The sequence below is a fragment of the Marinobacter nauticus ATCC 49840 genome, from assembly GCF_000284615.1.
In the GTDB taxonomy this organism is placed as follows: Bacteria; Pseudomonadota; Gammaproteobacteria; order Pseudomonadales; family Oleiphilaceae; genus Marinobacter; species Marinobacter nauticus.
In genome coordinates, this window is the sequence record NC_017067.1 from 1,760,778 (window position 1) to 1,783,350 (window position 22,573).

16 protein-coding genes are annotated in these 22,573 nt (G+C 56.7%); 11 read left to right on the top strand and 5 right to left on the bottom strand.

Annotated elements, in window-relative coordinates; genetic code table 11:
* The first annotated feature begins 100 nt into the window (after positions 1-100).
* Both hrpA and MARHY_RS08130 read left to right on the top strand, forming a co-directional pair.
* Positions 101-4,021 carry an ATP-dependent RNA helicase HrpA gene (gene hrpA / locus MARHY_RS08125; protein ID WP_014421345.1) on the top strand — a complete coding sequence of 1,307 codons (3,921 nt, stop codon included), beginning with the start codon at positions 101-103 and terminating at the stop codon, positions 4,019-4,021.
* 126 nt (positions 4,022-4,147) lie between these two features.
* Positions 4,148-5,269: a beta-ketoacyl-ACP synthase III gene (locus MARHY_RS08130; protein ID WP_014421346.1), complete on the top strand. Its 1,122-nt coding sequence runs from the start codon at positions 4,148-4,150 to the stop codon at positions 5,267-5,269.
* A gap of 6 nt (positions 5,270-5,275) precedes the next feature.
* On the opposite strand, the gene MARHY_RS08135 is transcribed toward MARHY_RS08130, so the two are convergent.
* The gene (locus MARHY_RS08135; RefSeq protein ID WP_014421347.1) at positions 5,276-5,683 is read right to left on the bottom strand and encodes an acyl-CoA thioesterase; all 408 of its coding nucleotides are present in this window, start codon (positions 5,681-5,683) and stop codon (positions 5,276-5,278) included.
* Between the two features lie 88 nt (positions 5,684-5,771).
* On the opposite strand from MARHY_RS08135, the gene MARHY_RS08140 reads away from it, so the two are divergent.
* Genes MARHY_RS08140 through dinG form a run of 5 tightly spaced genes read left to right on the top strand, consistent with a single transcriptional unit; the run spans position 5,772 to position 12,705 of the window.
* Complete coding sequence (locus MARHY_RS08140; RefSeq protein ID WP_014421348.1) at positions 5,772-6,554, top strand: MlaA family lipoprotein; 783 nt, start codon at positions 5,772-5,774, stop codon at positions 6,552-6,554.
* Between the two features lie 23 nt (positions 6,555-6,577).
* Positions 6,578-8,065, top strand: coding sequence for a DUF3336 domain-containing protein (locus MARHY_RS08145; protein WP_041654686.1), 1,488 nt, complete (start codon positions 6,578-6,580; stop codon positions 8,063-8,065).
* A 6-nt stretch (positions 8,066-8,071) separates the two neighbouring features.
* On the top strand, positions 8,072-9,760 hold the full coding sequence (locus MARHY_RS08150; protein ID WP_014421350.1) for an ExeA family protein: 1,689 nt from the start codon (positions 8,072-8,074) through the stop codon (positions 9,758-9,760).
* Positions 9,761-9,763: 3 nt separating this feature from the next.
* Positions 9,764-10,528, top strand: a complete 765-nt coding sequence (locus MARHY_RS08155) for a general secretion pathway protein GspB (protein WP_014421351.1) — start codon at positions 9,764-9,766, stop codon at positions 10,526-10,528.
* On the top strand, positions 10,528-12,705 hold the full coding sequence (gene dinG / locus MARHY_RS08160) for an ATP-dependent DNA helicase DinG (RefSeq protein WP_014421352.1): 2,178 nt from the start codon (positions 10,528-10,530) through the stop codon (positions 12,703-12,705). The genes MARHY_RS08155 and dinG overlap by 1 nt, the downstream gene beginning before the upstream one ends.
* Positions 12,706-12,965: 260 nt before the next feature.
* Here the strand turns inward: dinG and MARHY_RS08165 are convergent, their stop codons facing one another.
* Entirely contained in the window at positions 12,966-15,707 is a 2,742-nt protein-coding gene (locus MARHY_RS08165) for a winged helix-turn-helix domain-containing protein (RefSeq protein ID WP_014421353.1), read from the bottom strand.
* 260 nt (positions 15,708-15,967) lie between these two features.
* Between MARHY_RS08165 and cysB the strand changes: the two genes are divergently transcribed.
* Positions 15,968-16,945, top strand: a complete 978-nt coding sequence (gene cysB, locus MARHY_RS08170; protein ID WP_014421354.1) for an HTH-type transcriptional regulator CysB — start codon at positions 15,968-15,970, stop codon at positions 16,943-16,945.
* A 73-nt stretch (positions 16,946-17,018) separates the two neighbouring features.
* Here the strand turns inward: cysB and MARHY_RS08175 are convergent, their stop codons facing one another.
* Entirely contained in the window at positions 17,019-17,744 is a 726-nt protein-coding gene (locus MARHY_RS08175) for a phosphoadenylyl-sulfate reductase (protein WP_081496559.1), read from the bottom strand.
* 206 nt (positions 17,745-17,950) lie between these two features.
* Here MARHY_RS08175 and thrH point away from each other — a divergent pair, with 206 nt between their 5' ends.
* On the top strand, positions 17,951-18,565 hold the full coding sequence (gene thrH / locus MARHY_RS08180; RefSeq protein WP_011785066.1) for a bifunctional phosphoserine phosphatase/homoserine phosphotransferase ThrH: 615 nt from the start codon (positions 17,951-17,953) through the stop codon (positions 18,563-18,565).
* 48 nt (positions 18,566-18,613) lie between these two features.
* On the opposite strand, the gene pabB is transcribed toward thrH, so the two are convergent.
* Positions 18,614-19,963, bottom strand: a complete 1,350-nt coding sequence (gene pabB, locus MARHY_RS08185) for an aminodeoxychorismate synthase component I (RefSeq protein WP_014421356.1) — start codon at positions 19,961-19,963, stop codon at positions 18,614-18,616.
* Between the two features lie 216 nt (positions 19,964-20,179).
* Here pabB and MARHY_RS08190 point away from each other — a divergent pair, with 216 nt between their 5' ends.
* Both MARHY_RS08190 and MARHY_RS08195 read left to right on the top strand, forming a co-directional pair.
* On the top strand, positions 20,180-20,728 hold the full coding sequence (locus MARHY_RS08190; RefSeq protein WP_014421357.1) for a hypothetical protein: 549 nt from the start codon (positions 20,180-20,182) through the stop codon (positions 20,726-20,728).
* A gap of 159 nt (positions 20,729-20,887) precedes the next feature.
* On the top strand, positions 20,888-21,706 hold the full coding sequence (locus tag MARHY_RS08195; protein WP_014421358.1) for a DUF6160 family protein: 819 nt from the start codon (positions 20,888-20,890) through the stop codon (positions 21,704-21,706).
* Positions 21,707-21,832: 126 nt separating this feature from the next.
* Here MARHY_RS08195 and MARHY_RS08200 read toward each other — a convergent pair whose 3' ends face one another.
* On the bottom strand, positions 21,833-22,444 hold the full coding sequence (locus MARHY_RS08200; protein ID WP_014421359.1) for a hypothetical protein: 612 nt from the start codon (positions 22,442-22,444) through the stop codon (positions 21,833-21,835).
* Positions 22,445-22,573: the final 129 nt, after the last annotated feature.

Sequence of the window (22,573 nt, forward strand, 5' to 3'; positions counted from 1 at the left end):
ACCCTGCTTCGGCGGGGTCTTTGTGTTTCTTGGCTCCGGTTTTCGTTAGACTGTTTCGCCCTGACGTTCCACCTACCCATTGATGAGCCTGCAGCTGTTAATGACTGACAACACTCGTTCCGAAACTCCCGTTGATTCCCGGGCCGCTGTCAAAGCGATGATGAGCCAGCTGGACGCCTGCAACCAGCAGGAGGCCGCCCGCATCATTCGTCGTGTAAGCCGTTGCAAGGGTAACCCTGGTAACAAGGACCTGGAAAAGATGGCGCAATGGCTGGATCAGGGGCTCGACAAGGTGCGTAAGCGTCAGGCATTGCACAAGCCTGCGACCTTTCCCGCAGGGTTGCCGGTCAGCGATCGCGTCGAGGACATCAGTGATGCCATCAAAAACCATCAGGTGGTGATCATTGCTGGTGAGACCGGGTCCGGTAAAACCACTCAGATTCCGAAGATTTGCCTGAACCTGGGGCGCGGCATCCGCGGGCTTATTGGTCATACCCAGCCCCGGCGGATAGCCGCGCGCAGTGTTTCCAGCCGGATTGCCGAAGAACTGGGTGAGACGGTAGGCCAGCAGGTCGGGTACCAGGTGCGGTTTACCGACAACACCTCGGAATCGTCCCGGGTCAAGGTAATGACCGACGGCATCCTGCTGGCAGAAGTGCAGCATGACCGTTTTCTGGATCGCTATGACACGCTGATTATCGATGAGGCCCACGAGCGCAGCCTTAATATTGATTTTCTGCTCGGCTATCTCAAGCAACTGTTGCCGAAGCGTCCGGATCTGAAAGTCATCATTACATCGGCCACCATCGAGGTGGAGCGTTTCAGCGAGTTTTTCAACGAAGCGCCGGTGATTGAAGTCAGCGGTCGTACCTTTCCGGTAGATATTCGATATCGCCCCCTGGTTGGAGACGAGGACGACAGGGATCAGGGCTGGACCGACGGTGTTCTCTCGGCATTGGACGAGATTGAACAGCATGAACGGCAGGAAAAGCAGCCTCCGGGCGATGTACTGGTTTTTCTGCCAGGCGAGCGCGAGATCCGGGCCCTGAGCAAGGTGCTGCGCCACGCCGACCTGCGTCATACCGAAGTGTTGCCGTTGTATTCCCGCCTGAGCAACCAGGAACAGAACCGGGTGTTTCAGGGCCACAAGGGACGACGGATTGTGTTGTCCACCAACGTGGCTGAGACCTCGCTGACCGTGCCCGGTATTCGCTACGTGATTGATACTGGCGTTGCGCGCATCAGCCGGTACAGTGTGCGCTCGAAAATACAGCGGCTGCCAATTGAACCGATTTCCCAGGCCAGTGCCAATCAGCGGGCAGGTCGGTGTGGCCGTGTGGCGCCGGGTATCTGTTTCCGTCTGTACGACGAAACGGACTTTTTTAACCGCCCGGAATACACCGATCCCGAAATCCTGAGAACCAACCTGGCCTCCGTTATCCTGCAAATGGCGACATCCGGACTGGGTGAGATCCGGCATTTTCCGTTTCTTGAGGCGCCGGATCGTCGTCAGGTCAACGATGGTTACAAGCTGCTGGAAGAGCTTAGCGCCGTCGATGACAAACGGCGTGTCACCAGGCTTGGGCGCACCATGGCCCGATTGCCGCTGGATCCCCGGTTAGCCCGGATGCTGGTGACCTCAGCAGAGCAGGGCAGTCTGGCGGAAGTGTTGATTGTGATTGCCGGCCTGAGCGTTCAGGACCCCAGGGAACGCCCACAGGACAAGCAGCAGGCGGCCGACCAGGCTCACGCACCGTTCAACGACAAGGAATCGGATTTCGCCACCCTGCTGAATATCTGGAACTGGTTCGAAGAGCAGCGCCAGGAATTGTCCCAGAACCAGCTCAAGAAACTGTGCCAGAAAACTTTCCTGAGCTGGATGCGAATGCGTGAGTGGCGGGACATTCACCGCCAGCTCACCCTGATCTGCCGGGAACAGAAGCTGACATTGAATAACCAGCCGGCCAACTACGACGCAGTGCATAAAGCCATTCTGGCCGGCTTGCTTGGCCAGGTGGCGGTGAAAGTGGAAAAGCGGGAGTATCTGGCCACCCGAAACCGCAAGGTAATGATTTTCCCGGGTTCCAAAGTTGGCAAGACGGCACCCAAGTGGATTGTGGCGGCCGAGATCGTCGAAACCAGCAAGGTGTTTGCCCGAATGGTGGCGGCCATTCAGCCCGAATGGGTGGAGCCGCTGGCAGGCCACGTGGTAAAGCACCACTATTTTGAACCCCACTGGGAGCAGAAGCGTGCCCAGGTGATGGGGTACGAGAAGGTCACACTTTATGGCCTGGATGTGGTCCCCAAGCGCCGTATTCCCTACGCCAAGGTAGACCCCGCCGAGTGCCGGAATCTGTTTATTCGCCGTGCCCTGGTTGAGGGGGATTTCCAGTCCAGGGCGCCGTTCATTGCCCGTAACCGCGAAATGCTGGATACGGTCGAGAATCTGGAGAAGAAGACCCGGCGGCGGGATCTTTTGGTGGATGATGAAGTTTTGGTGGCTTTCTACGACCAGAGACTGCCATCGGATATCGTTAGTGGCCGACATTTTGAATCCTGGTGGAAAGGATTATCTGCCGAAGAATTGAAGAAGCTGGAGCTGACAGAGGCCGACGTACTGCAAAGGCCTCTGGATGAGACCTCGGCCCAGCAGTACCCCGACTACCTGGAATGGGAGGGGGTGAAATACCCTCTGAGTTATGAATTTGAACCCACCAGTGAGCGCGACGGTGTCACCCTCAACGTGCCCTTGATGGCTTTGCGACAGATCCCCGCCCGGCGTCTGGAGTGGCTGGTGCCGGGGCTGCTTCGGGAAAAATGCATTGCCCTGGTCAAGGGGCTGCCGAAAGCGTTGCGCCGGAATTTTGTGCCGGTACCGGACTTTGTCGACGCGGCTCTGGCCAACCTGCAGCCAGGCAACGAGCCTCTGGCGATCAAACTGGGTGAACAGCTGCGACGAATGACCGGGGTCCAGATTGATCCGGATGCCTGGCCGGAGGAGGAGCTGCCCCGCCACCTGAGGATGAACCTGAGGGTGACCGGCGATAAAGGCAAGGTCATCGCCGAAAGCCGAGACACCGATGAGCTCCAGGCCAGACTGGAGGGCCGGGCCGAAGAAGCGCTGGCCTCGGCGACGAGAGATGAACCCGGGAAAAAACAGGCGGGTGAATACACCGACTGGCAATTCGGCAACTTCCCGGAGCAGGTTCAAACAGAAAAAGGCGGTATGCAGGTCACGGTGTACCCGGCTCTGGAAGATCTGGGTAATAAGGTGCGGGCTTCTCGTTGTCTGGACAAGCTCACCGCAGAGGATGCCCATCGTCGCGGCGTTGCGCGGCTGATTGTGAACCGGTTCGGCAATACCCTGGCGGATCTTGAACGAAAGCTGCCTCGGTTCAAGCAGTCTGCGTTGATGTTTGCACCGATCGGCCAGGCAAAGGGACTGCTGGATGATCTGGTGTTGTCGACGGTTATGCAGCATTTTCTGGCGGACCAACTGCCCAGAACCGAACAGGCGTTCGCAGAGCTGTTCGACCTCCACCGGGGTGACTTCATTCCTGCTCTGGAAGCTGCTGATGAGCGCCTGTTTCAGGCCATGAACGGCTACCAGAAAGTCGCGAAACAGCTCAAGGGCAAGATTAATCTGGCGCTGGCAGCAAGCATGGCCGACCTCAAGTTCCAGTTGCAACATCTGGTATATCCGGGTTTCCTGGTCAATACCCCGGTTCAGTGGCTGGAACGGTTCGGAACCTATTTTGAAGCGGCGGACATCCGGTTGGAAAAAATGGCGCGGGAAATGGGCCGTGAGCGGGAATTTCTTCACACCATCGAACCATTATGGGCCCGGTACGCCGCCAAACTGGAGCAGCAGAAGCGTCAGGGTGTACGCGACCCGGAGCTTGAAACCTACCGCTGGATGATGGAGGAGTTCCGGGTGTCGTTTTTTGCCCAACAACTGGGCACGGTCATGACCGTTTCGGCGAAGCGGCTGGATAAACAATGGGAAAAGACCCGTATATAAGGTTTTTGGATGCACTATAACGGGGCCACTGGACGATAGTCCCACGGGCAATTCTGCCGGACTGTGTTAGTATTTCTGACATCGTGATGTCAGAAACCGTTTTTATAATTGTGACGTGGGGTTATTGTGATTAAAGCCGTCATCAGCGGAACCGGCCTGTATACGCCGCCCGCCATTATCGAGAATGATGAACTGGTTGAAGCGTTCAATCAGTACGTGGAGCTGTTCAACAACGAGCATGCAGACGAAATTGCCCGTGGTGAGGTCGCTGCCCTGCAACCCTCGTCTTCTGCCTTTATCGAAAAAGCCTCCGGTATCAAGCGCCGGCATGTTATTGATCGGGATGGTATTCTTGATCCCCACCGGATGACCCCCTACATTCCGGAGCGTAGCAACGATGAACCGTCGGTACAGTGCGATATGGCTGTAGCTGCGAGCAAGGAAGCCCTGGCCCAGGCGGGTAAAACGGCGGCCGATGTTGATGCCGTTATTGTTGCCTGTTCAAACCTGCAAAGGCCGTATCCGGCCATCGCCATTGAAGTGCAGGAAGCCCTGGGTATTGAAGGCTTTGCCTATGACATGAACGTGGCGTGCAGTTCTGCCACTTTCGGCCTGCAGGCGGCAGTCAACTCGGTCGAAAATGGTGCAGCACGTTCGGTGCTGGTGGTCAGCCCGGAAATCTGCTCCGGCCACTTGAATTTCAGGGATCGGGACAGCCACTTTATCTTCGGTGATGCCTGCACGGCGATACTGGTTGAGCGTGAGGAAGACACTAAAGCCGGCCAGGGTTTTGAAATTCTGGGTACTCGTCTGAAAACCAAGTTTTCCAACAACATCCGGAATAACTTCGGCTTCCTCAATCGTGCCGATGAATCCGGCATTGGCAAGGCGGACAAACTGTTTATCCAGCAAGGGCGGAAGGTGTTCAAGGAAGTTTCGCCCCTGGTGGCCGAGACCATTCAGGGCCACCTGGCATCCCTTTCCCTCAGCCCGGATAATCTCACCCGGATGTGGCTGCATCAGGCCAACCTGAACATGAACCAGTTAATTGCGCGCAAGGTTCTGGGTCGCGATGCCAGTGTGGAAGAGGCTCCGGTGATTCTGGACGAATACGCTAACACCAGTTCCGCAGGTTCCATTATCGCGTTTCACAAATACAAGGACGATCTGAAAGCCGGCGATCTGGGCGTGATCTGCTCATTCGGCGCCGGCTATTCCATTGGCAGCGTCGTGGTTCGCCACCGCTGAGCCTGTTTATCTCGCTGCCAGCGCCCGCAAGGTGTCTGGCAGCGGGGTGGATTTGCGTGTCGCCCGGTCCGTCCAGACGATTTTCGCATAGCCTTCCGCGTAGATATCTCCGGTATCCTTGTCTTTCAACAGGTGGTAAGTGTCCAGGCTGGTATTTCCGGCTTTGTCCGCGTAAGTTTCCACCACCACATTGGCGGGGTGAGTCAGCTCCTTCAGGAATGTGGCGCTGGTCTTTATAATGACCGGCCCGGTGGCATCTTCGGCACCACCGAGTTCCAGTGAGGCAAGCCAGACAATCCGGGCTTCTTCAAAGAAACGAAAGTAAACTGTGTTATTGGCGTGGCCGTATGCATCCATATCACCCCATCGCAGTGCCATGGTGAGGGAGCTGACGGGATTTCCCGGTACTGACATCGGATTTCCTCCGGAAGGTTGAAAAATAATAATAAAGCGCCGGTATTGTTGACGAAACTGAACAGGTTAAACAACCCAAGAGAGCGACATGAAAGAGCGTAAGTCCCGGCGCTGGTCATCCTGGATGGTCATCGCAGTTTTCCCGGCCCTGGCGGTCTTTAATCCGGCCATGGCCCAGAATCTCCAGGAGCCCCCGGGTGAACAGACTATGCCGGTTGAAACCGGCGATCCCTATGAAAACTGGAACCGAAAGGTCTTCGCCTTTAATGATGCTATTGACCGGTGGTTTCTCCGGCCGGTAGCCAAGGGCTATCGCACTGTCACTCCAGATCTGGTGGACCGGGGGATTACCAATTTTTTCAATAACCTGACCGAAATCCGTAACTTCACCAACAGCCTTCTGCAGCTGAAGGGTGAGTCTGCGGTTGTGGCGGTTGGCCGTTTTACCTACAACACGGTTTTCGGTCTTGGTGGTTTCTTTGATGTTGCCAACGCCTTCGAGCTGCCCGAGCGGCCAGAGGATTTCGGCCAGACCCTGGCAACCTGGGGAGTGGATTCCGGTCCTTACCTGATGCTGCCGTTGCTTGGGCCGTCCACGCCCCGGTATTTCACGGGTATGGCGGCGGACGGGTTCATGCTGCCTTCGGCGTGGGACTCGGTCGAGAACCCCGAATGGTATTACCTGCGAATGCTCCAGATTGTGGACAAGCGGGCAGATCTGATCCCGGCGGAGAATTTCATTTCCGGGGATCGGTACACGTTTATGCGCAATGCCTTCCTGCAGCGTCGTGAATTCCTGATTAACGATGGTAAGATCACCGAAGATCCTTTCGCGAGTGATGATGACGATCTGATGCTCGACGATTTCTGAGTGTACAAGCCGGGAGGCGACAGGTGATCAAGGACCCGAGAATAACCCGTTTCCGAAAAATGCTGGCGCAGGCCACGAATTATGAACAGTGGAAAGCGGCCGCACTGGAGCTGGATTTTCTTGAGGGCAATGCGGAGTGGAAAGAAGATTTTGCCTCCGATCTTTACCATTACGAGCTGATCTATGATCGCCTGTCCAATCTCAAGCAGTATCGCCAACAGAATGATTTCGAGCGCCTGAAGCGCGCGCTGAGGGAAGGGTTGCATCACGACCTTGGCAACATGGGGAATCCGGCGCTGTACACCCGCTCCCGCGTCGGTACCAAACACCTGATTGAAGAATACATCACTCAGGTCTGTGAGTCGCTGGATTACCTGTGTGACCACCCGGTTCCTGGCTTCCCGGTGTATGACAAACTGCAGTTTTTCCGCGACACCCTGACGAGCTACGGGCGGCCCACCTTACTGTTGAGTGGTGGCGCCAGTCTGGGCATGTTCCATTTTGGGGTTATCAAGGCGCTCTGGGAGAAAGGCCTTTTGCCGCAGGTGATTGCCGGCTCCAGCATCGGCGCCATTATCGCCGGCATTCTGGGGGTTCATACCGATGCTGAAATTCCTGAAATGCTGGTGCCTGAAAGCCATAACCTGAAAGCATGGAAATGGCGGGGGTTGTTAAGCGCCATGCGCGGAACCGGTCTGATGGACCAGGACACATTGCGCCGATGCCTGGGGGAGAATATTGGCGACTATACCTTTGAGGAAGCCTACCAGCGCACGGGGCGCAGTATTAATATCAGTGTGTCTCCGGTGCAGGCGCATCAGAAAGCCCGCTTGCTGTGCGGTTACACGTCACCGTACCTGTTGGTGTGGAGTGCCGCCCTGGCCAGTGCGGCTGTACCGGGTATTTTCCCGCCAGTAACGCTGATGAAAAAAGATCTTAACGGTAATTCGCTGCCCTACATGCCGCGGCTCAAGTTTGTGGACGGCTCTGTTGTGAGCGATCTGCCTATCGAACGACTGATGCACCTTTATGATGTAAATTTCACCATTGTCAGCCAGACCAACCCTCACGTGGTGCCGTTTCTGACGGATCGTGGCCAGGATGAAAAACTGTCGCTGACCAATCTGCCGTCCCACTTGCTGAAATCCGAGGTACAGTTCCACGGGCAAGGCGTATTCGATTACCTTCGAAAACGTGTTCGGCCAGAGATCCTGCGGCAGCTTTCCGGCCAGATGTATACCATTATGGCTCAGCGATACTCCGGCGATGTGACCATCGCACCAAACTATTCCCTGCGGCATTTTCGGCGTATGCTTGCCAACCCGAGCCCTGAGTATGTTCGTGAGATGATTCTGGAAGGTGAGCGGGCGACCTGGCCCAAGATATCCATGATCCGCTCCCACGCACGGATCTCGAAAACCCTGGAGCGTTGCGTTCGCCGCCTGAAACAGCAAAACCGGCGCGCAGCGGAACTCAAACTGGTAAGCGGTGATACCCCGGCCAGGCCCTGAGGAACCATGTACTACGATTTCTTCGGCTTTCGTGAGCCGCCATTTTCAATCGCTCCCGACCCCCGATATCTCTACCTCAGCGATCGCCACAAGGAAGCACTGGCGCACCTGATGTACGGTGTGCAGGGGCAGGGCGGTTTCATTGTGATCACTGGCGAGGTGGGCACCGGTAAAACCACGGTTTGTCGCTGCTTCATAGAAAACGCGCCGGCACATGTGGATATTGCGTTGGTCCTGAATCCGCGCCTGTCCGCCAGGGAACTGTTGTCGTCCGTTTGTGATGAACTGGAAATAGCGCATCAACCTGATGCCAGTATCAAAACCCTGGTCGACAGCATCAACCAGGATTTGTTGAAAGCCCACGCTGCGGGCCGGCACAAGGTGTTGATTATTGATGAGGCCCAGAACCTCTCCGCTGAGGTGCTCGAACAGCTGCGCCTGCTGACCAACCTGGAAACCTCGGAAAAGAAACTGCTGCAGATTGTTCTGCTTGGCCAGCCGGAATTGCAGGAGATCCTGGCTCTGCCGGAACTTCGCCAGCTTAATCAAAGGGTCACGGCACGCTACCACCTGGATGCAATAGACCGGCAGGAATTGCCTGCCTATCTGCAGTACCGGCTTAATGTTGCCGGTATGCGGGGTGATATTTTTACCCCCGGGGCGGTCCGTAGACTGTATCGGGAAAGTCAGGGCGTACCCCGGCTTATCAATCTGATCAGCGACCGGGCACTGCTCGGCGCCTATGCGGAGGGAGATCATCTGATCTCCGTCACCCACATTCGCAAAGCGGCAAAAGAGGTCAATGGCGGGCTGGCGATGGCCCCGGCCGGCCGGACGTTCCGAAGCCGGGGCAGTCATGTATGGTTGGTTGTCGCCTCGGTCATACTGGCCATCATTGGCACCTTGTGGCTGCTTGAACTTCCTGGTTCACCCACCCCGGCACTCGCCGAGCCCAAGGCCGAACGGTCCGTTGCAGGTGTGATTGAACGGGAGGCAGAGCCTGAGCCGCAAACGGTATCAGATTCTGACCAGCCGGAAATCGTGGCGCCGGAGCCAACATCGCAGGGGTTCGTGTTCAACCAGCACACCCAGTCGTTGGCTGAGGCCTTCGGCGCTTTGTTTGATCTGTGGGGCAAGAATTATGAACCGTCGGCCAACCCGATCGCCTGTGATTACGCCGCAACGGTAGGGCTGGCCTGCCTTGAACGCCAGGGCAGTCGGAGAAGCCTGGAGTTTATCAATCGGCCGGCCATCCTTCAGTTAAGGGATGAACGCGGTCGTACCCGCCAGGTAGTTGTGGAACAGCTGGATGGTGAGCTGGCCATGATTGCGACGCCGGTGGGCAGCCAACAAGTGCCGTTTCGCGAGATTGAGGAATACTGGTACGGTGATTTCAGGGTACTTTGGCGAATTCCTGAATTCATGACCGGCGATGGTTTCTACGGCGATGACTCCGGCCAGCAACTATGGATCGGTGCCCGGATGATGGAGCTTGCAGAGCGTCTGAGCAGCGGTGGGCAGGAAGCGGCCCGGGTGAAGCGTATGGAGATGACCGACCAGGTGCGCTGGTATCAGGAAAAACGTGGGCTCACTGTGGATGGTATTGCAGGCGCCATGACCATTATCCAGATGAACAACGATCTGGCCGAGAATATTCCACGTCTGGTTTCGTCGGTGATGGTCAGGAGCGGTTAGCGTATGTCGTATATTCTCGATGCGCTCCGAAAATCCGAAGCGGAGCGCCGACAGGGCAAAGCGCCTGATCTCGGACAACCGGTACAGATGGTATACCGCCCCAGACGTAAGCCGGTATCGGCCGTGGTGTGGGTTGCACTGGCCTTGTTAGTGAACGCGGGTGTGCTTGCCTGGTTGTTCTGGCCGGAGCGAGACGCAAAGATCGTGACGGTGCAGGGGGCTCCTGCTGTAGCCCAGGAACAGTCCGAACCGGTACCCGATGTGCCGGCGGCTGAGCCTGAGCCTGATCCTGAGCCACTTGCAGAGACTGAAATAGCGGATCCGGTCCGGGTTTCCGGAGGGCAGGACCTGTCTCAGGAAAAAGGTACAGGCGTGGTCACTGAGGCAGGTGATGATGCCATGTCAGATGAGTCCGGCGTCAACCAGCAGTCCTGGGACGAACCTGTCGTCATTGTTCCAAGTCGGTCCGAAAGTGAGCCGTTGCAACAATCTGCCTTGACGGAACGGGTGCCGCAGGGCAGGGTGCCTCACCTTGTGGAACTACCCCTTTCTTTTCAGAAGAGTGTCCCTGATTTGACCTTTAACAGTCACATATTTGCATCTGACCCCTCCGCCAGTCGTGTCATGATCAATGGCCATTACCTGAAGCCGGGAGACGGCTTTGGGTCGCTGTTGGTAGAACGTATTACCGAAGACGGCGTGGTGCTCAGCAAGAACGGCCAGTTTTTCCGTGTAGGTACCGTACGTGACTGGGTGAGCCCGAGATAATGGCGCTGACAGAGGACGTTAAACAGCAGATTCAGCAAGCCTATCGGGATGTGTTGGCGGGCAAGGATATCCGCGCCCGTTACGGCCAGCGCTTGATGATTGCGGAGATTGCCCGGTACATGGGGGAAATCACCGACAACGATGGCCAGCGCACTTCCCCGCCAGCTACCTGCGTGGTGGAGGCTGGTACCGGTACAGGTAAAACGCTGGCCTACCTCATCGCCGCCATTCCGGTGGAGAAAGCCCTTGGCAAGACTCTGGTGATTTCCACCGCCACGGTGGCGCTTCAGGATCAAATCGTTCTGAAAGATCTGCCGGACCTGCGTAAACACAGCAAGCTGGATTTCAGCTGGACTCTTGCCAAAGGCCGTGGTCGTTACCTGTGTATGTCGCGACTGGAAGCGAGGCTACACGATGAGGGCCATGGTGACAGCGATACCATGCCGTTGTTCCTGTTGGATCAGCCGGTAGACGACGAAGCCCGTAGCCGGGCCACCTTTGAAAACATGCTTGCCAGTTATGGTTCCCGGGACTGGGACGGCGACCGGGATCACTGGCCGGAACAGATTCCCGATGAAATCTGGCGTCAGGTGACGACTGATCATCGCCAGTGCACCAACCGGCACTGCGCCTACTTTGACAGTTGTGCGTTCTTTGATGCCCGCAAGGATCTGGACGATGCCGATGTGGTGGTGGCCAATCACGACCTGGTGCTGGCGGATCTGGCCCTGGGCGGTGGCGCCATTCTTCCGGAGCCGGAGAACGCGCTGTTCATCTTCGATGAAGCCCATCACCTGCCAGACAAGGCCCTGAACCATTTCGCCGCGTCGGTGCCGTTGAACTCCACCCGGCAATGGCTGAAACAGCTTTCCCAGGCGCTGGTCAAGATGCAGCCCTGGCTTCCAGCGGGCTCCCAGGCCGCCAAAGCGGTTGAAAAGATCAGTACCGCGGGCCGGGACCTGGACCTGGCTCTCACTCGCGTGTACGAAGAGGTTGAGCAGAATACCGGCTGGGAATTCAACGAAGAGCGCCGCAGTGCCCAGTGGCGGTATCCGGATGGTGCCTTGCCCGAGAAGCTGGCCGAACTGGCAGGGGAAACACGAATCGCCACGGCAGGGTTGTGTCGGCACCTCGGAACATTGGTCGATGAACTCCAGAGCGCATTCGATGAGCGCAAGGATCCGGAGCTGGACCGGGACACAGCAGATTCCTGGTATCCGGTAGTAGGTTCCTTTCATGCAAGGGCGGAAGATCAGCTGCGGTTGTGGATTGCCTGGAGCGAAGGTGTCGCCATCGTCAGTGATGAAGAGGAGCCGGTGGTCGAAGCTCCTGCCCGTAAAGGCCCACCGGCGGCAAGGTGGGCAGTGCGCCAGCGCTGGGACCATGCTGAAGACATTACCTTGTTCAGCTCGCCGGTACTGGCCGATAACCTGCTTTATTCGAGATTGTGGTCGAGGGCTTACGGAGCGGTACTTACCAGCGCCACGCTGACGGCGCTCGGGCGCTTTGATCGCCTTCGTTCACGGGCCGGATTGCCTGAGGCCAGCCGTTATCTGGTAGTGCCCAGTTCTTTCCGGTACGCCGAAATGGCGACGGTGGAAGTGCCGGCCATGGTCGCGATGCCTACCGACGATGGTTTCGCCGATGCCCTGGTCAAGCGTTTACCGGAGCTCTGGGCCGGAGAAAAGGCAACACTGGTACTGTTCACGTCGCGCCGTCAGATGCAGCAGGTTCGTGATGCGCTGGCGCCTGAATACCCGGAACTGATCCTGACCCAGGACGATATGGCCAAGAATGAGGTGCTCAGGGTGCATTGCAGCCGGGTTGACGAAGGTAAGCCCAGTGTACTGTTTGGTGTGGCCAGTTTTGCAGAGGGCATTGACCTGCCGGGGCGCTATCTGCACCACGTGGTGATCACCCGGTTGCCCTTTTCGGTACCGGATGACCCCATTGAAGCCAGTCTGGCCGAGTGGGTGACCCAGCGCGGAGGCAATCCCTTTATGGAAATCACGGTGCCGGATGCTTCTGTCAAACTGGTACAGGCCGTTGGCCGCCTGCTGCGAACGGAACAGGACACGGGGCGGGTGACCATTCTGGACCGCAGGATTGTGGCGCGACGCTACGGCCAGTTGCTGTTGGATGCACTCCCGCCGTTTCGCCGCATCATTGAACATTAGGTTTCTCGAAAGCCTGTAAATAAACCCATAAATAGCCATAAAAAAAGAGCCAGCCCGCAAGGGGTGGCTCTCATGGAAGGGGTTCTTAACGAACCCGGGCGTCGAAACAACGCGGAACAAGAAGTCTGAAGGCCTGAATTTCAGATTTCGAGGTAAGGCGTTAACCTCACCATGGTTAAATGATAGGGCTTAAAGGGGCGTAAACGGATCGTCCAAAGGGCGTAGTGGCCAGGCTTAATTGGTGTCAAATGTGATGGTCGTCACGTTTTTGCGACATCCTCCAGCAACCCTACCTCCCGTGCTTTCGCCAGCGCCTCGGTGCGCCGGCTCACGCCGAGCTTGCCGTACAGGTTCCTGATGTGCGCTTTCACGGTAGCCGGGGCAACGGACATGCGCTCAGCAATTTCTTTGTTGGCCAGCCCCTGGTGGATCAGCACGAGAACTTCCTGCTCACGCTGGCTCAACGGTTCTGTCAGGGCATTTACATGCTCGCGGGCAGTATCGATGGGGTGATTGGCTTCCTGGGAGCCATTAAAAGACGCCTCGCCAGGCTGTCCGGCGGCCAGATCCCTGAGCATCCCGAGCAGTTCCCGGTTCCACCGCCCCGGGGTTCGTAGTCTGGGAAAATCCAGTAGCATGTCCCGTAGTGCAGTGCTCTCTTCCGCAAACAGGCGCAGAAAGCCTGCGTTTTCGGCCCGGTCCAATGCCTTCTCCAGCATTGCATCGGACTCGTCGGCACGGCCCTCGTTGGCGAGCGCCTCGGCGTACACCAGAAGAATCTCCACCAAATGCCGGTTGTGGGCGTTGCGTTCCGCCGTTGGTATCAGAGCGGACAGGGTGTCCTGGGCTTGCTGATATTCGCCCAGTGCATTCTGCACCCGGGCCAGGGCAATCTGGTTCTGCTCCCGGTTAAGCGGATTTGTCGCTGGTTGGTCCAGAGCGGGTTGCAAACAGGCGCGGGCCTTGTCGGCGTGGCCGGAGGCCAGGTAGCAGCGTGCCAGCAACGCGGAAGCGGCCGGGGGCTCGAATACAATGTGTTCCCTCCGGCGCCGGCCGGTGGTCACGGCATCTTCCAGTGCCTCAACCGCCGTTTCCAGGTCACCCCGGGTAAAGGCGAGGTGTCCCCGTACATACTGGATCACCACATGCTGGCCCGGTTCGGTACCCTTTCGTACATGATCGAGCAGGGGGGCCAGGTATCCGTCGGCGGTGCTGATCTGGTTTCGCTCGCGATAGATTTCTGTCAATGCACTGTTTTGCCAGCAGGAAATCAGTCTCGGCTGGCTGGGGTCCGAATAGTGTTCGTCCACCCATTGTCGGACTCGCCCCGTCGTCTCAAGAGCAAGATCGGTATCGCCACGGTGGTATTGAATCCAGGCGAGCAGGCCGCCGGATGACAGAACGGTACTTGCTTTGCGCTCTACCTGGCCATAATGAACGGCAGACTCCAGAGCCTCCTCGGCGTCATTCAGTTCGCCCTTCCCGAAATAATCCAGGCCCAGGCCGTAATAGGTGACGGACTTCAGGGGAATGCTGATCTGATCAATGTCCTTCAGCACCTGCCGGGTAAGATCCGAGGCGTTTTTCTCATCGTTGCGGGTGCGGGCCAGGTAGGATCTCACCAGCGAAATCTCGCTGTGCAACGCCAGGGCGCCTTCCGCGTCAGGGTGTGAATCGGCGACACGGCGGTCCAGCAGGTCCTCAACTTCCAGCAGAAGCGGGTCCAGGCTTTCCACCCGGTTTGCGAAAAACAGGCCCCAGATTCTGAGCATCTGCAGTTGCGGGCTGTCCTGAATCTTGTGGGCAGGGATAGCATCCAGCCATTCAAGTACCGGAAGGTGATAGCCGCCATGAATCAGGTTGTTGCCGTGTTCCGCCAGAACCGCCGCCAGATGGTCTGTATCGTTGCGCCGGACGATCTGGACAATCCCTTCCTGGACATGGCCATGGCGCAGTAGCCAGTCAATGGCTCGGGATTGCAGTTCCGAGGCATGGGAGGGGGCGGCACTCTGGATTCGCTGTAACAGGGCTTCCCGAAACAGGTCGTGGTAACGGAACCACTCGTTGCTGTTGTCCAGCGGGATCAGAAAGAGATTCTGGGACAAAAGGCTGGACAGCTTTTCCTGACTGTCCTGGCGTTGCCTGACGGCATTGCACAAAGGGGCGCATAAGCGCGGACAACAAGCCGTTTCCAGCAGGAAGTCCGTCAGATCTTCGGGAAGCTGCTCAAGCACTTCTGTAAGTACATAATCGGAAATCAGTCGGCTGTCCGGTGAGCCCAGGGCCTGACCGGGCAGGACGGCTTCTTTCTTGCCGGCCAATGCTGAAAGCTGCATGGCGGCGACCCAGCCTTCGGTTTTACGGCATATCGACCGAATGTCGTCCTCGGACAGTTCCATGGCCATCGTACTGCGGAAGAATTCCTGACATTCCTCTTCGGAAAACGCCAGCAGACCGGGGTGGATGTCCTGAACCTGGCGGCGGACGCGCCAGCGGGCCAGGGGCAGCGGTGGCTCTGTTCGTGACGCCAGGGTCACCAGAATTCCAGGTGGCAGATAGTCCAGAAACCAAGCGAGCTGGCGATGGAGGGTGTCGTTACTGATAACGTGGTAGTCATCCACCACCAGAGACCAGGCATTGCCATCGGCCGCGAGAACATTCAAAAGGCCGGTAATGGCGGGTGTAAGTTCGTCGGCGTCCTGCCTGGCCAACAGTTTCTTGCAGTCCTCCAGTCCGATTAGCCCGGCATGCTCGAAGGCGCCAATCACGTACTGCCAGAACTGCCTTGGCTTGTCGTCCTGCTCGTCCAGTGAGAGCCAGGCGGTGGGCATGCTGTTGCCGGCGCACCACTGGCTGACCAGTGTGGTCTTGCCATAACCCGCCGGAGCAATAACCAGATTCAGTCGTTTGCCGGATTCCGGTTGCAGCAGGGTGTCCAGCCGTTGACGTTGAACGGCTCTGGAATCGGGTGTTGGCCGGAGGAATTTGGTTGTCAGCAGCATGGCTTCCCGGGATCTGGGCACGTTTGATTAGCGATTGTGTGCTTTGTCACACACAAGTCAAGGGCTGTGTTGACGCAAGGTGTTGTCGGGCCAGCGAAACCAGAGATTTGGTCTACACTGAATACAGATTGCCTTGTATACCAAAAAAGAATGAAAAATTGATCCTTTATGCGTATTATCCGGTTATGAATCCACCAGCGTTCACGAGTTGAGCCTGAGGCACTGACTCAGGGCCGGAAATCCAGGGAGCGACAGAATTAATGAAATTACAACAGCTGCGTTATATCTGGGAAGTTGCGCACCACGACCTGAATGTGTCCGCCACCGCCCAGAGCCTGTTCACCTCACAACCGGGCATTTCCAAACAGATTCGTTTGCTCGAGGACGAGCTGGGGCTTGAGGTGTTTGCCCGCAGCGGCAAGCACCTGACTCGCATTACTCCCGGCGGAGAGATCATCATCCGGGAGGCAGGGGAGATCCTGCGTCGGGTCGAGGGCATCAAGAAAATTGCCCAGGAGTTCAGTAACCAGCGTAAAGGCGACCTGAGCATCGCGACCACCCACACCCAGGCGCGTTATGCGCTGCCGCCGGTGATCCGGGGTTTTATCGAGGAATACCCGGATGTGTCCCTGCATATGCATCAGGGCACGCCGATGCAGATCTCAGAGATGGCCGCCAACGGTGCGGTGGACTTTGCCATCGCCACGGAAGGCATGGACCTGTTCAACGACCTGATCATGATGCCCTGCTATAAGTGGAATCGTTGCGTGATCGTTCCCAAGGATCATCCTCTGGCCAAGGGCCAGGAACTCACTCTGGAGGAACTGGCGGAGTACTCGCTGGTTACCTACGTATTCGGGTTCACCGGTCGGTCCAAGCTGGATGAGGCATTCCAGTCACGGGGACTGACCCCGAAAGTGGTGTTCACTGCAGCTGATGCCGATGTCATTAAGACCTACGTGCGGTTGGGGCTGGGTGTCGGCATTATTGCCAGTATGGCGTTCGATCCCAAGGTGGATACCGATCTCGTGGCGCTGGATGCCAGCAAGCTGTTCAGGCCCTCGGTCACCCGTATTGGCTTCCGTAAAGGCACCTTCCTGCGGGGCTATATGTACGACTTCATGGAACGGTTCGCGCCCCATCTCACCAAGGAAAAGGTGGATGAAGCCGTGGCCCACCAGGGTAGCCGTTCCGAGATTCAGGAGCTGTTCAAGGATATCGAGCTGCCTACCTACTGAGGTTGGGGCCAATGAAAAGCCCGCGGGCCGTTAAGGCGACGCGGGCTTTTTTGTGGGCGCAGCTTCGGGCCGTTCAGCCAGACTTGCCGATCAGGTTGCCGGCATGCAGACCGCATTCCTTGTGTGTGGCTTCTTCCCACCACCAGCGTCCTTCGCGCTCGTGCTGGCCAGGGAGCACCGGGCGTGTGCAAGGCTGGCAACCAATACTGACGAAGCCCTGCTCGTGTAGCCGGTTATAGGGCGCCTCAGACATGCGGATGTAATCCCAGACTTCTTTGGAACTCCAGTTTGCCAGCGGGTTAAATTTTATCAGTGGCTTTGCATCAGTTGAGAAGGCGGTGTCCAGCTGGACCACCGGCACTTCATTCCGGGTACCGGGGCTCTGGTCCCGACGCTGGCCTGTAACCCAGGCATCCAGCGTGGCAAGCTTGCGGCGCAGCGGGTTAACCTTGCGGATACCACAGCATTCCGAATGACCCTCTTCGTAAAAACTGAACAGGCCTTTGCGGTTGACCATGTCCTGAACTTCTTTGGCATCCGGGAACAGGACTTCAATATCGATGCCGTAGTGTTTGCGCACCCGATCGACAAACTCGTAGGTTTCCGGGTGCAGTCGGCCGGTATCCAGGGTAAACACCCTGAGATTGTCGGTCAGTTTGTGAGCCATTTCGATCAGCACGACGTCCTCGGCGCCACTGAACGAAATGGCAATGTTGCCATAGTGGGCGAGGGCGGCTTTCAGGATCGCCCTGGGGCTTTGACCATCCAGTTCGGCCCGGAGAGAGTCGATATCAGTCATAATCATCCAGTCTGTACCAATAACTTGTGTGGCTAGCTTAGCAGTAAACCTTTAATGCCCTGAAGGAATGAGGATCTATATCTTTATGCCATCAAAGATGGGCAACACCGGATACACGATGCATTTGGCCGCGCTTTTTCATATCATACGCCCACCAACCGGGGCGCAGGTGCCTCATCTTTTTATTTATCGTTCAGGAGACCGTTGTGGAACTCGCATGTCTTGACCTTGAGGGCGTACTCATCCCGGAAATCTGGATCGCCTTTGCAGAAAAAACCGGCATTGAAGAACTCAAGGCAACCACCCGGGATATCCCTGATTACGATGTCTTGATGAAGCAGCGCCTGCGTATTCTGGACCAGCACGGCTATGGGCTGCCGGAAATCCAGGAAGTCATCGGTACTCTGGACCCGCTGCCGGGCGCCCGGGAATTCCTCGACTGGCTGCGTGAGCGTTTCCAGGTGGTGATTCTGTCGGATACCTTTTACGAGTTCGCCATGCCGCTGATGAAGAAGCTCGGCTATCCGGCGTTGTTGTGCCACAAACTGGAAGTGGCGGAGAGTGGTCAGATCACCAATTACCTGCTGCGTCAGCGGGATCCGAAACGCCAGTCTGTGCGTGCATTCCAGTTGTTGAACTACCGGGTAATTGCCGCTGGTGACTCCTACAACGATACCACCATGCTCGGCCAGGCAGAGGCGGGCATTCTGTTCCACGCGCCCCAGAACGTTATTGATGAGTTCCCGCAGTTCCCGGCGGTGCACAATTTTGACGATCTGAAACAGGAATTTTTGAAGGCGAGCGCGATTCACAGCGCCTGATCCTTCGAATCGCTGATCTGTGCCGCGGCTGTGCGGCTGTGGTGCAGATCAGAGCTTCAGCTTTTCCAGAAAGTCCATCAGTGGTTTGACCTTGGTGAGTGTTTCCTGATACTCGGCCTCCGGGTCAGAATCCGCCACAATGCCTCCGCCCCCCCAACAACGAATCGTACCGTTGGACTCGCACAGCAGGGTTCGTATTGCGATGTTGCTGTCCAGCCGGCCATCAAGTCCGTAATAGAAGACAGAACCACAATAGGGCCCTCGCCAGTGAGGTTCCAGTTCGCGAATAATTTCCATCGCCCGAATTTTCGGAGCGCCGGTGATGGAGCCGCCAGGAAAGGCATCTAACAACGCCTGAAGTGGGCTGATTCCCGGTTTTAAACTGGCCTTGATATGGCTGACCAGGTGGTGGACATTGGCGTAGGATTCAAGGGCAAACAGCTGCTCAACCTGCACGCTTCCGGCCTCAGCATGGAGGCTGAGATCATTCCGCAACAGGTCCACAATCATCAGGTTCTCGGCGCGGTCTTTCTCGGATGCCTGAAGTTCATTTGCCAATTTGATATCGGATTCCGGCGAGGAGCCCCGGGGGCGTGTACCTTTGATGGGGCTGGTCTCGACTACACCCTGATCTATTTTCAGAAACCGCTCTGGCGATATGGAAAGAATCGAGTCGTCTCCGACTCTCAGGAAGGCGCTGTAGGGCGTCGGATTGGCTTCCGTGAGCTTCTCGAAGGCGCGCCATGGATAGCCGCAGAATTTGCCAGAGAATGCCTGGGACAGGTTGGCCTGATAACAATCGCCAGCTTCTATGTAGCGCTTGACGGCTTCGACACCCGATTTGAATTCTTCTGGTGTTTGTACTGGAGCAAACGGGGCTTTCATGTGCCAGCGCATCTGGCGGTTTGCCGGGGCCGACAGCCATTGTTCAATCTGATCCTGAATCGAAGCAGGGCATGCCGGGTGAATCCAGAGCCAGTAGCGACCGCTATTCCGGTCAAAACTTGCGGTCCAGAGATAGAGCCCGGCGTGCATTAACGGAACGGTGGAGGCCTCGTGCAATTGCGCCAGCCGCCGTTCCCGGGCGTAGCCCAGTTCGTACCCCAGATAGCCAATCCAGCCGCCAGTGAGATGATACGGGTCGGTACCGCGCTCTACCTGAAATGGTGCGGCAAGCTCTTCCATTTCCCGGGCGAGACTGGCGGTATCAACGGCGGCCGAACTGGCACCAGGCAGTTCCTGCGAGCATACGGCCATGGCCGAGAAACCACATAAGGTGCCGCGACCGGAGCCATAGCCTGCGCTACCCAGAAAGGCGAAATCAGACGCCCGGCAGGCATGCATCATAAGCTGGTGGTAGGTCGCCCGGGTAAGTTCCCGTGTTGTTGCCCGGCCCAAGGGTCCTCCGGAATCTTGCTGAAATGATAAACAGGCCACAAAAACAGCGTTGTAGCGTTTGCGGCGGCACTGATCTAATGAAATAGCGTCCTGTTCGGACGGGGAGAAAAAGCCGGTGGCTATTCTAACCGAGATAGCAGGGCACCCCCAGCATAAAAACAATGTAAAAGCCGTGCGCTCCTGTTGCGCGAGCTTTCAGAGGAAAGTGGAGTAGGTATGACACAGCTAAAATCCCGTTTGATGACCTTCCTGATGTTTCTGGTTCCCCTGCTGATGGCACCCGGATACGCCAATGCCCAGCAGCCGTCTGAAACTGAAATCAAGGAGATGATTCAGGAGCAGTTTGAGCGGATGTACCAGAAGGGGGTCGATGACCTTGAAAACCGGATCGTGGTGACTGGCGGGGTAAAACCGTTTGCCGTGGTAACCGACACTGGAGACAAGACCAAAACGATTCGGATCAAGCAGATTGAGGAAATGCCGGCGGATGTTGCCCTTGAGGTACTCCGGCGTTCGCTCGTTGCACTGGTAAAGAAAGGCAAGATCGGCGCGACCGCAGTGTTCTACACAACGGCCAATCCCAATAAAGAGTCGGAGGCGGACCGGGTACTGGTGGTCGAGATGGAGCATATCTTCGGACCAACGCTGGCCCAACTGGTGCCTTTCACCATTGATGAGGGCAAAGCGCTTTTTGGCGAGCAGGTTGTTGTGGAGATGGAGAACAAGATCTTCAACATCAATGTGGATGAGGAGCCGGCTGAATAGTGTTTTTGTGTCCGACAATCCAAGTATCGATTACGTGAAGGTGGTCACGGAACATTCAGTTACCTCTGCAGTACTCTGTAGCCGTGCAGATACAAAAGTACACCAAACAGTCTGCATGAGATGGAAATAACAACAAACTGTTCCAATTAGGAGAACGTTATGAAAGGCCTGAAAAAAATCGCACTGGCAACGGCCGTTGCTGCAGCTCCTTTTGCCGCTCAAGCTGATCTGAAAGCGCTTGACGACACCACCATGGGTAACGTGACCGGTCAGGCCGGTGTGACCATCGAACTGGAAACCGAAGTTTCCATCGGTGAGTTCCGCTACACTGACGAAGGTTACCTGGCAGTTAACGACATCTCCATCGGTGGCGGCTCCGTTGAGCGTGATGCCAACGGCGCGGTAACTGGCGTATCCGGCATGCTGGATGACCTGGTTATCGACATCGACGTAGAAGCCGACGGTGACGCGTTCATCGACGTTCACAGCATCTCTGGCGCTCCGATCGATTTCGCCATGGCTGTTGGTTCTGCCTCTCTGAACGCCACTGACGGCAGCGGTGACTCCACTCTGCTGGCCAGCAACATCGGTATCGAGGGTAACCTCGGCCTGCTGAACATCCGTGTGGATACCGCCACTGACAACCTGATCATGAACGTTGGCTTCAACGTGACTGATATGGATATGGACGTGGACTTCCTGGGTGTTAACGTACGTGACCTGACCGTTTACGGTGCTACCTATTATGAGAACGGCGGCGCTGTTGACGCAGCGAGCATGTTCGCTCAGGCTCAGATCACTGTTGGCAAGGGCACCTCTGCTGCCACCGGTGGCGACGCTCTGGAAATCAGCATTCCTCAGTTCGTAGCTGACATCGGTGTTGGCGCGGTTGAGATCGGCGGTGAGTCTATCGGTTCTTTCCGTGTAGACAACCTGGCTGTAACCAACACCACTATGAAGGTTTATGGTCACCAGTAAGTTGACCTGACACCTTAACGTGGTGATAGCGCCCCGCACTGCGGGGCGTTTTTTTGTCTGACCGAATCAGCAGAAAAAAAACGGCGACCGTTCTGGTCGCCGCTTTTCGTTTCAGGGGTTGGGTAATTATTGGTCGGGCACCTGAATGGAAAGGTCAAACCCTCCGCCCGGACGGGGAGTCAATGTAATGGGGCCTTCGTTGATCGCTTCGGGGATCTGGATCTGATCGATGCCCGGGGGATTACCGATACTGAAATTCAGATTCTGGCCATCGAAGCCAATGCCCAACTGATCATTCAGGAACGTCTGGGTGAAGGGTTCATCCGGAATTTCCGGTTGCTGACCAAAGATAATGGGCAGTGTCCTCGGGGTAAAGTCCGCCGGAGGCTGTGCTCTGGCCAGTTCGTCGACCGGAAGCAGCAGGGCTCTTCGCAGGAATTCCTCTTCGGCATCGGAGAGCGCATCTTTCTTGCCCTCATCAAGATAACGCCGAAGAGCTTCCCGATACGCTTCCTCTTCAGCTTCGCTCAGAACGGGCTCACCTGGCGAGATGGTAAGGGCACGGATAATCTTTTCACGATCCGCTTCGGACTTCTGTTGCTGGCGTGGGACAATAATAACGGCGGAATCCTCCACGTAGGTTTCTACCATCTCGTCGGAGGTCATGGTTTGTACACCGGCCCAGGCCGGTGTAAATGTGGTGGCCGTGATCGCGGCTGCAAGCAGTGTGCGACGCATTTGTGAATGCCTCATGCTGAATCGGTTCAAAAGAGGCGCTGCTGAGTGTACTGCTTCAGTCAATACGCTTCATACTATCACTTTTCAGTATTCGGTTTGTCCGACAGTTTTTCAACCGTAAAGTGCCTG

Excerpts from the sequence above, each read along its gene's own strand:
- hrpA (WP_014421345.1), top strand. The coding sequence starts at position 101 with ATGACTGACAACACTCGTTCCGAAACTCCCGTTGATTCCCGGGCCGCT.
- MARHY_RS08135 (WP_014421347.1), bottom strand. The coding sequence starts at position 5,683 with ATGTCAGTACCGGGAAATCCCGTCAGCTCCCTCACCATGGCACTGCGA.
- MARHY_RS08140 (WP_014421348.1), top strand. The coding sequence starts at position 5,772 with ATGAAAGAGCGTAAGTCCCGGCGCTGGTCATCCTGGATGGTCATCGCA.
- MARHY_RS08150 (WP_014421350.1), top strand. The coding sequence starts at position 8,072 with ATGTACTACGATTTCTTCGGCTTTCGTGAGCCGCCATTTTCAATCGCT.
- MARHY_RS08155 (WP_014421351.1), top strand. The coding sequence starts at position 9,764 with ATGTCGTATATTCTCGATGCGCTCCGAAAATCCGAAGCGGAGCGCCGA.
- dinG (WP_014421352.1), top strand. The coding sequence starts at position 10,528 with ATGGCGCTGACAGAGGACGTTAAACAGCAGATTCAGCAAGCCTATCGG.
- MARHY_RS08165 (WP_014421353.1), bottom strand. The coding sequence starts at position 15,707 with ATGCTGCTGACAACCAAATTCCTCCGGCCAACACCCGATTCCAGAGCC.
- cysB (WP_014421354.1), top strand. The coding sequence starts at position 15,968 with ATGAAATTACAACAGCTGCGTTATATCTGGGAAGTTGCGCACCACGAC.
- MARHY_RS08175 (WP_081496559.1), bottom strand. The coding sequence starts at position 17,744 with ATGACTGATATCGACTCTCTCCGGGCCGAACTGGATGGTCAAAGCCCC.
- MARHY_RS08190 (WP_014421357.1), top strand. The coding sequence starts at position 20,180 with ATGACACAGCTAAAATCCCGTTTGATGACCTTCCTGATGTTTCTGGTT.
- MARHY_RS08195 (WP_014421358.1), top strand. The coding sequence starts at position 20,888 with ATGAAAGGCCTGAAAAAAATCGCACTGGCAACGGCCGTTGCTGCAGCT.
- MARHY_RS08200 (WP_014421359.1), bottom strand. The coding sequence starts at position 22,444 with ATGCGTCGCACACTGCTTGCAGCCGCGATCACGGCCACCACATTTACA.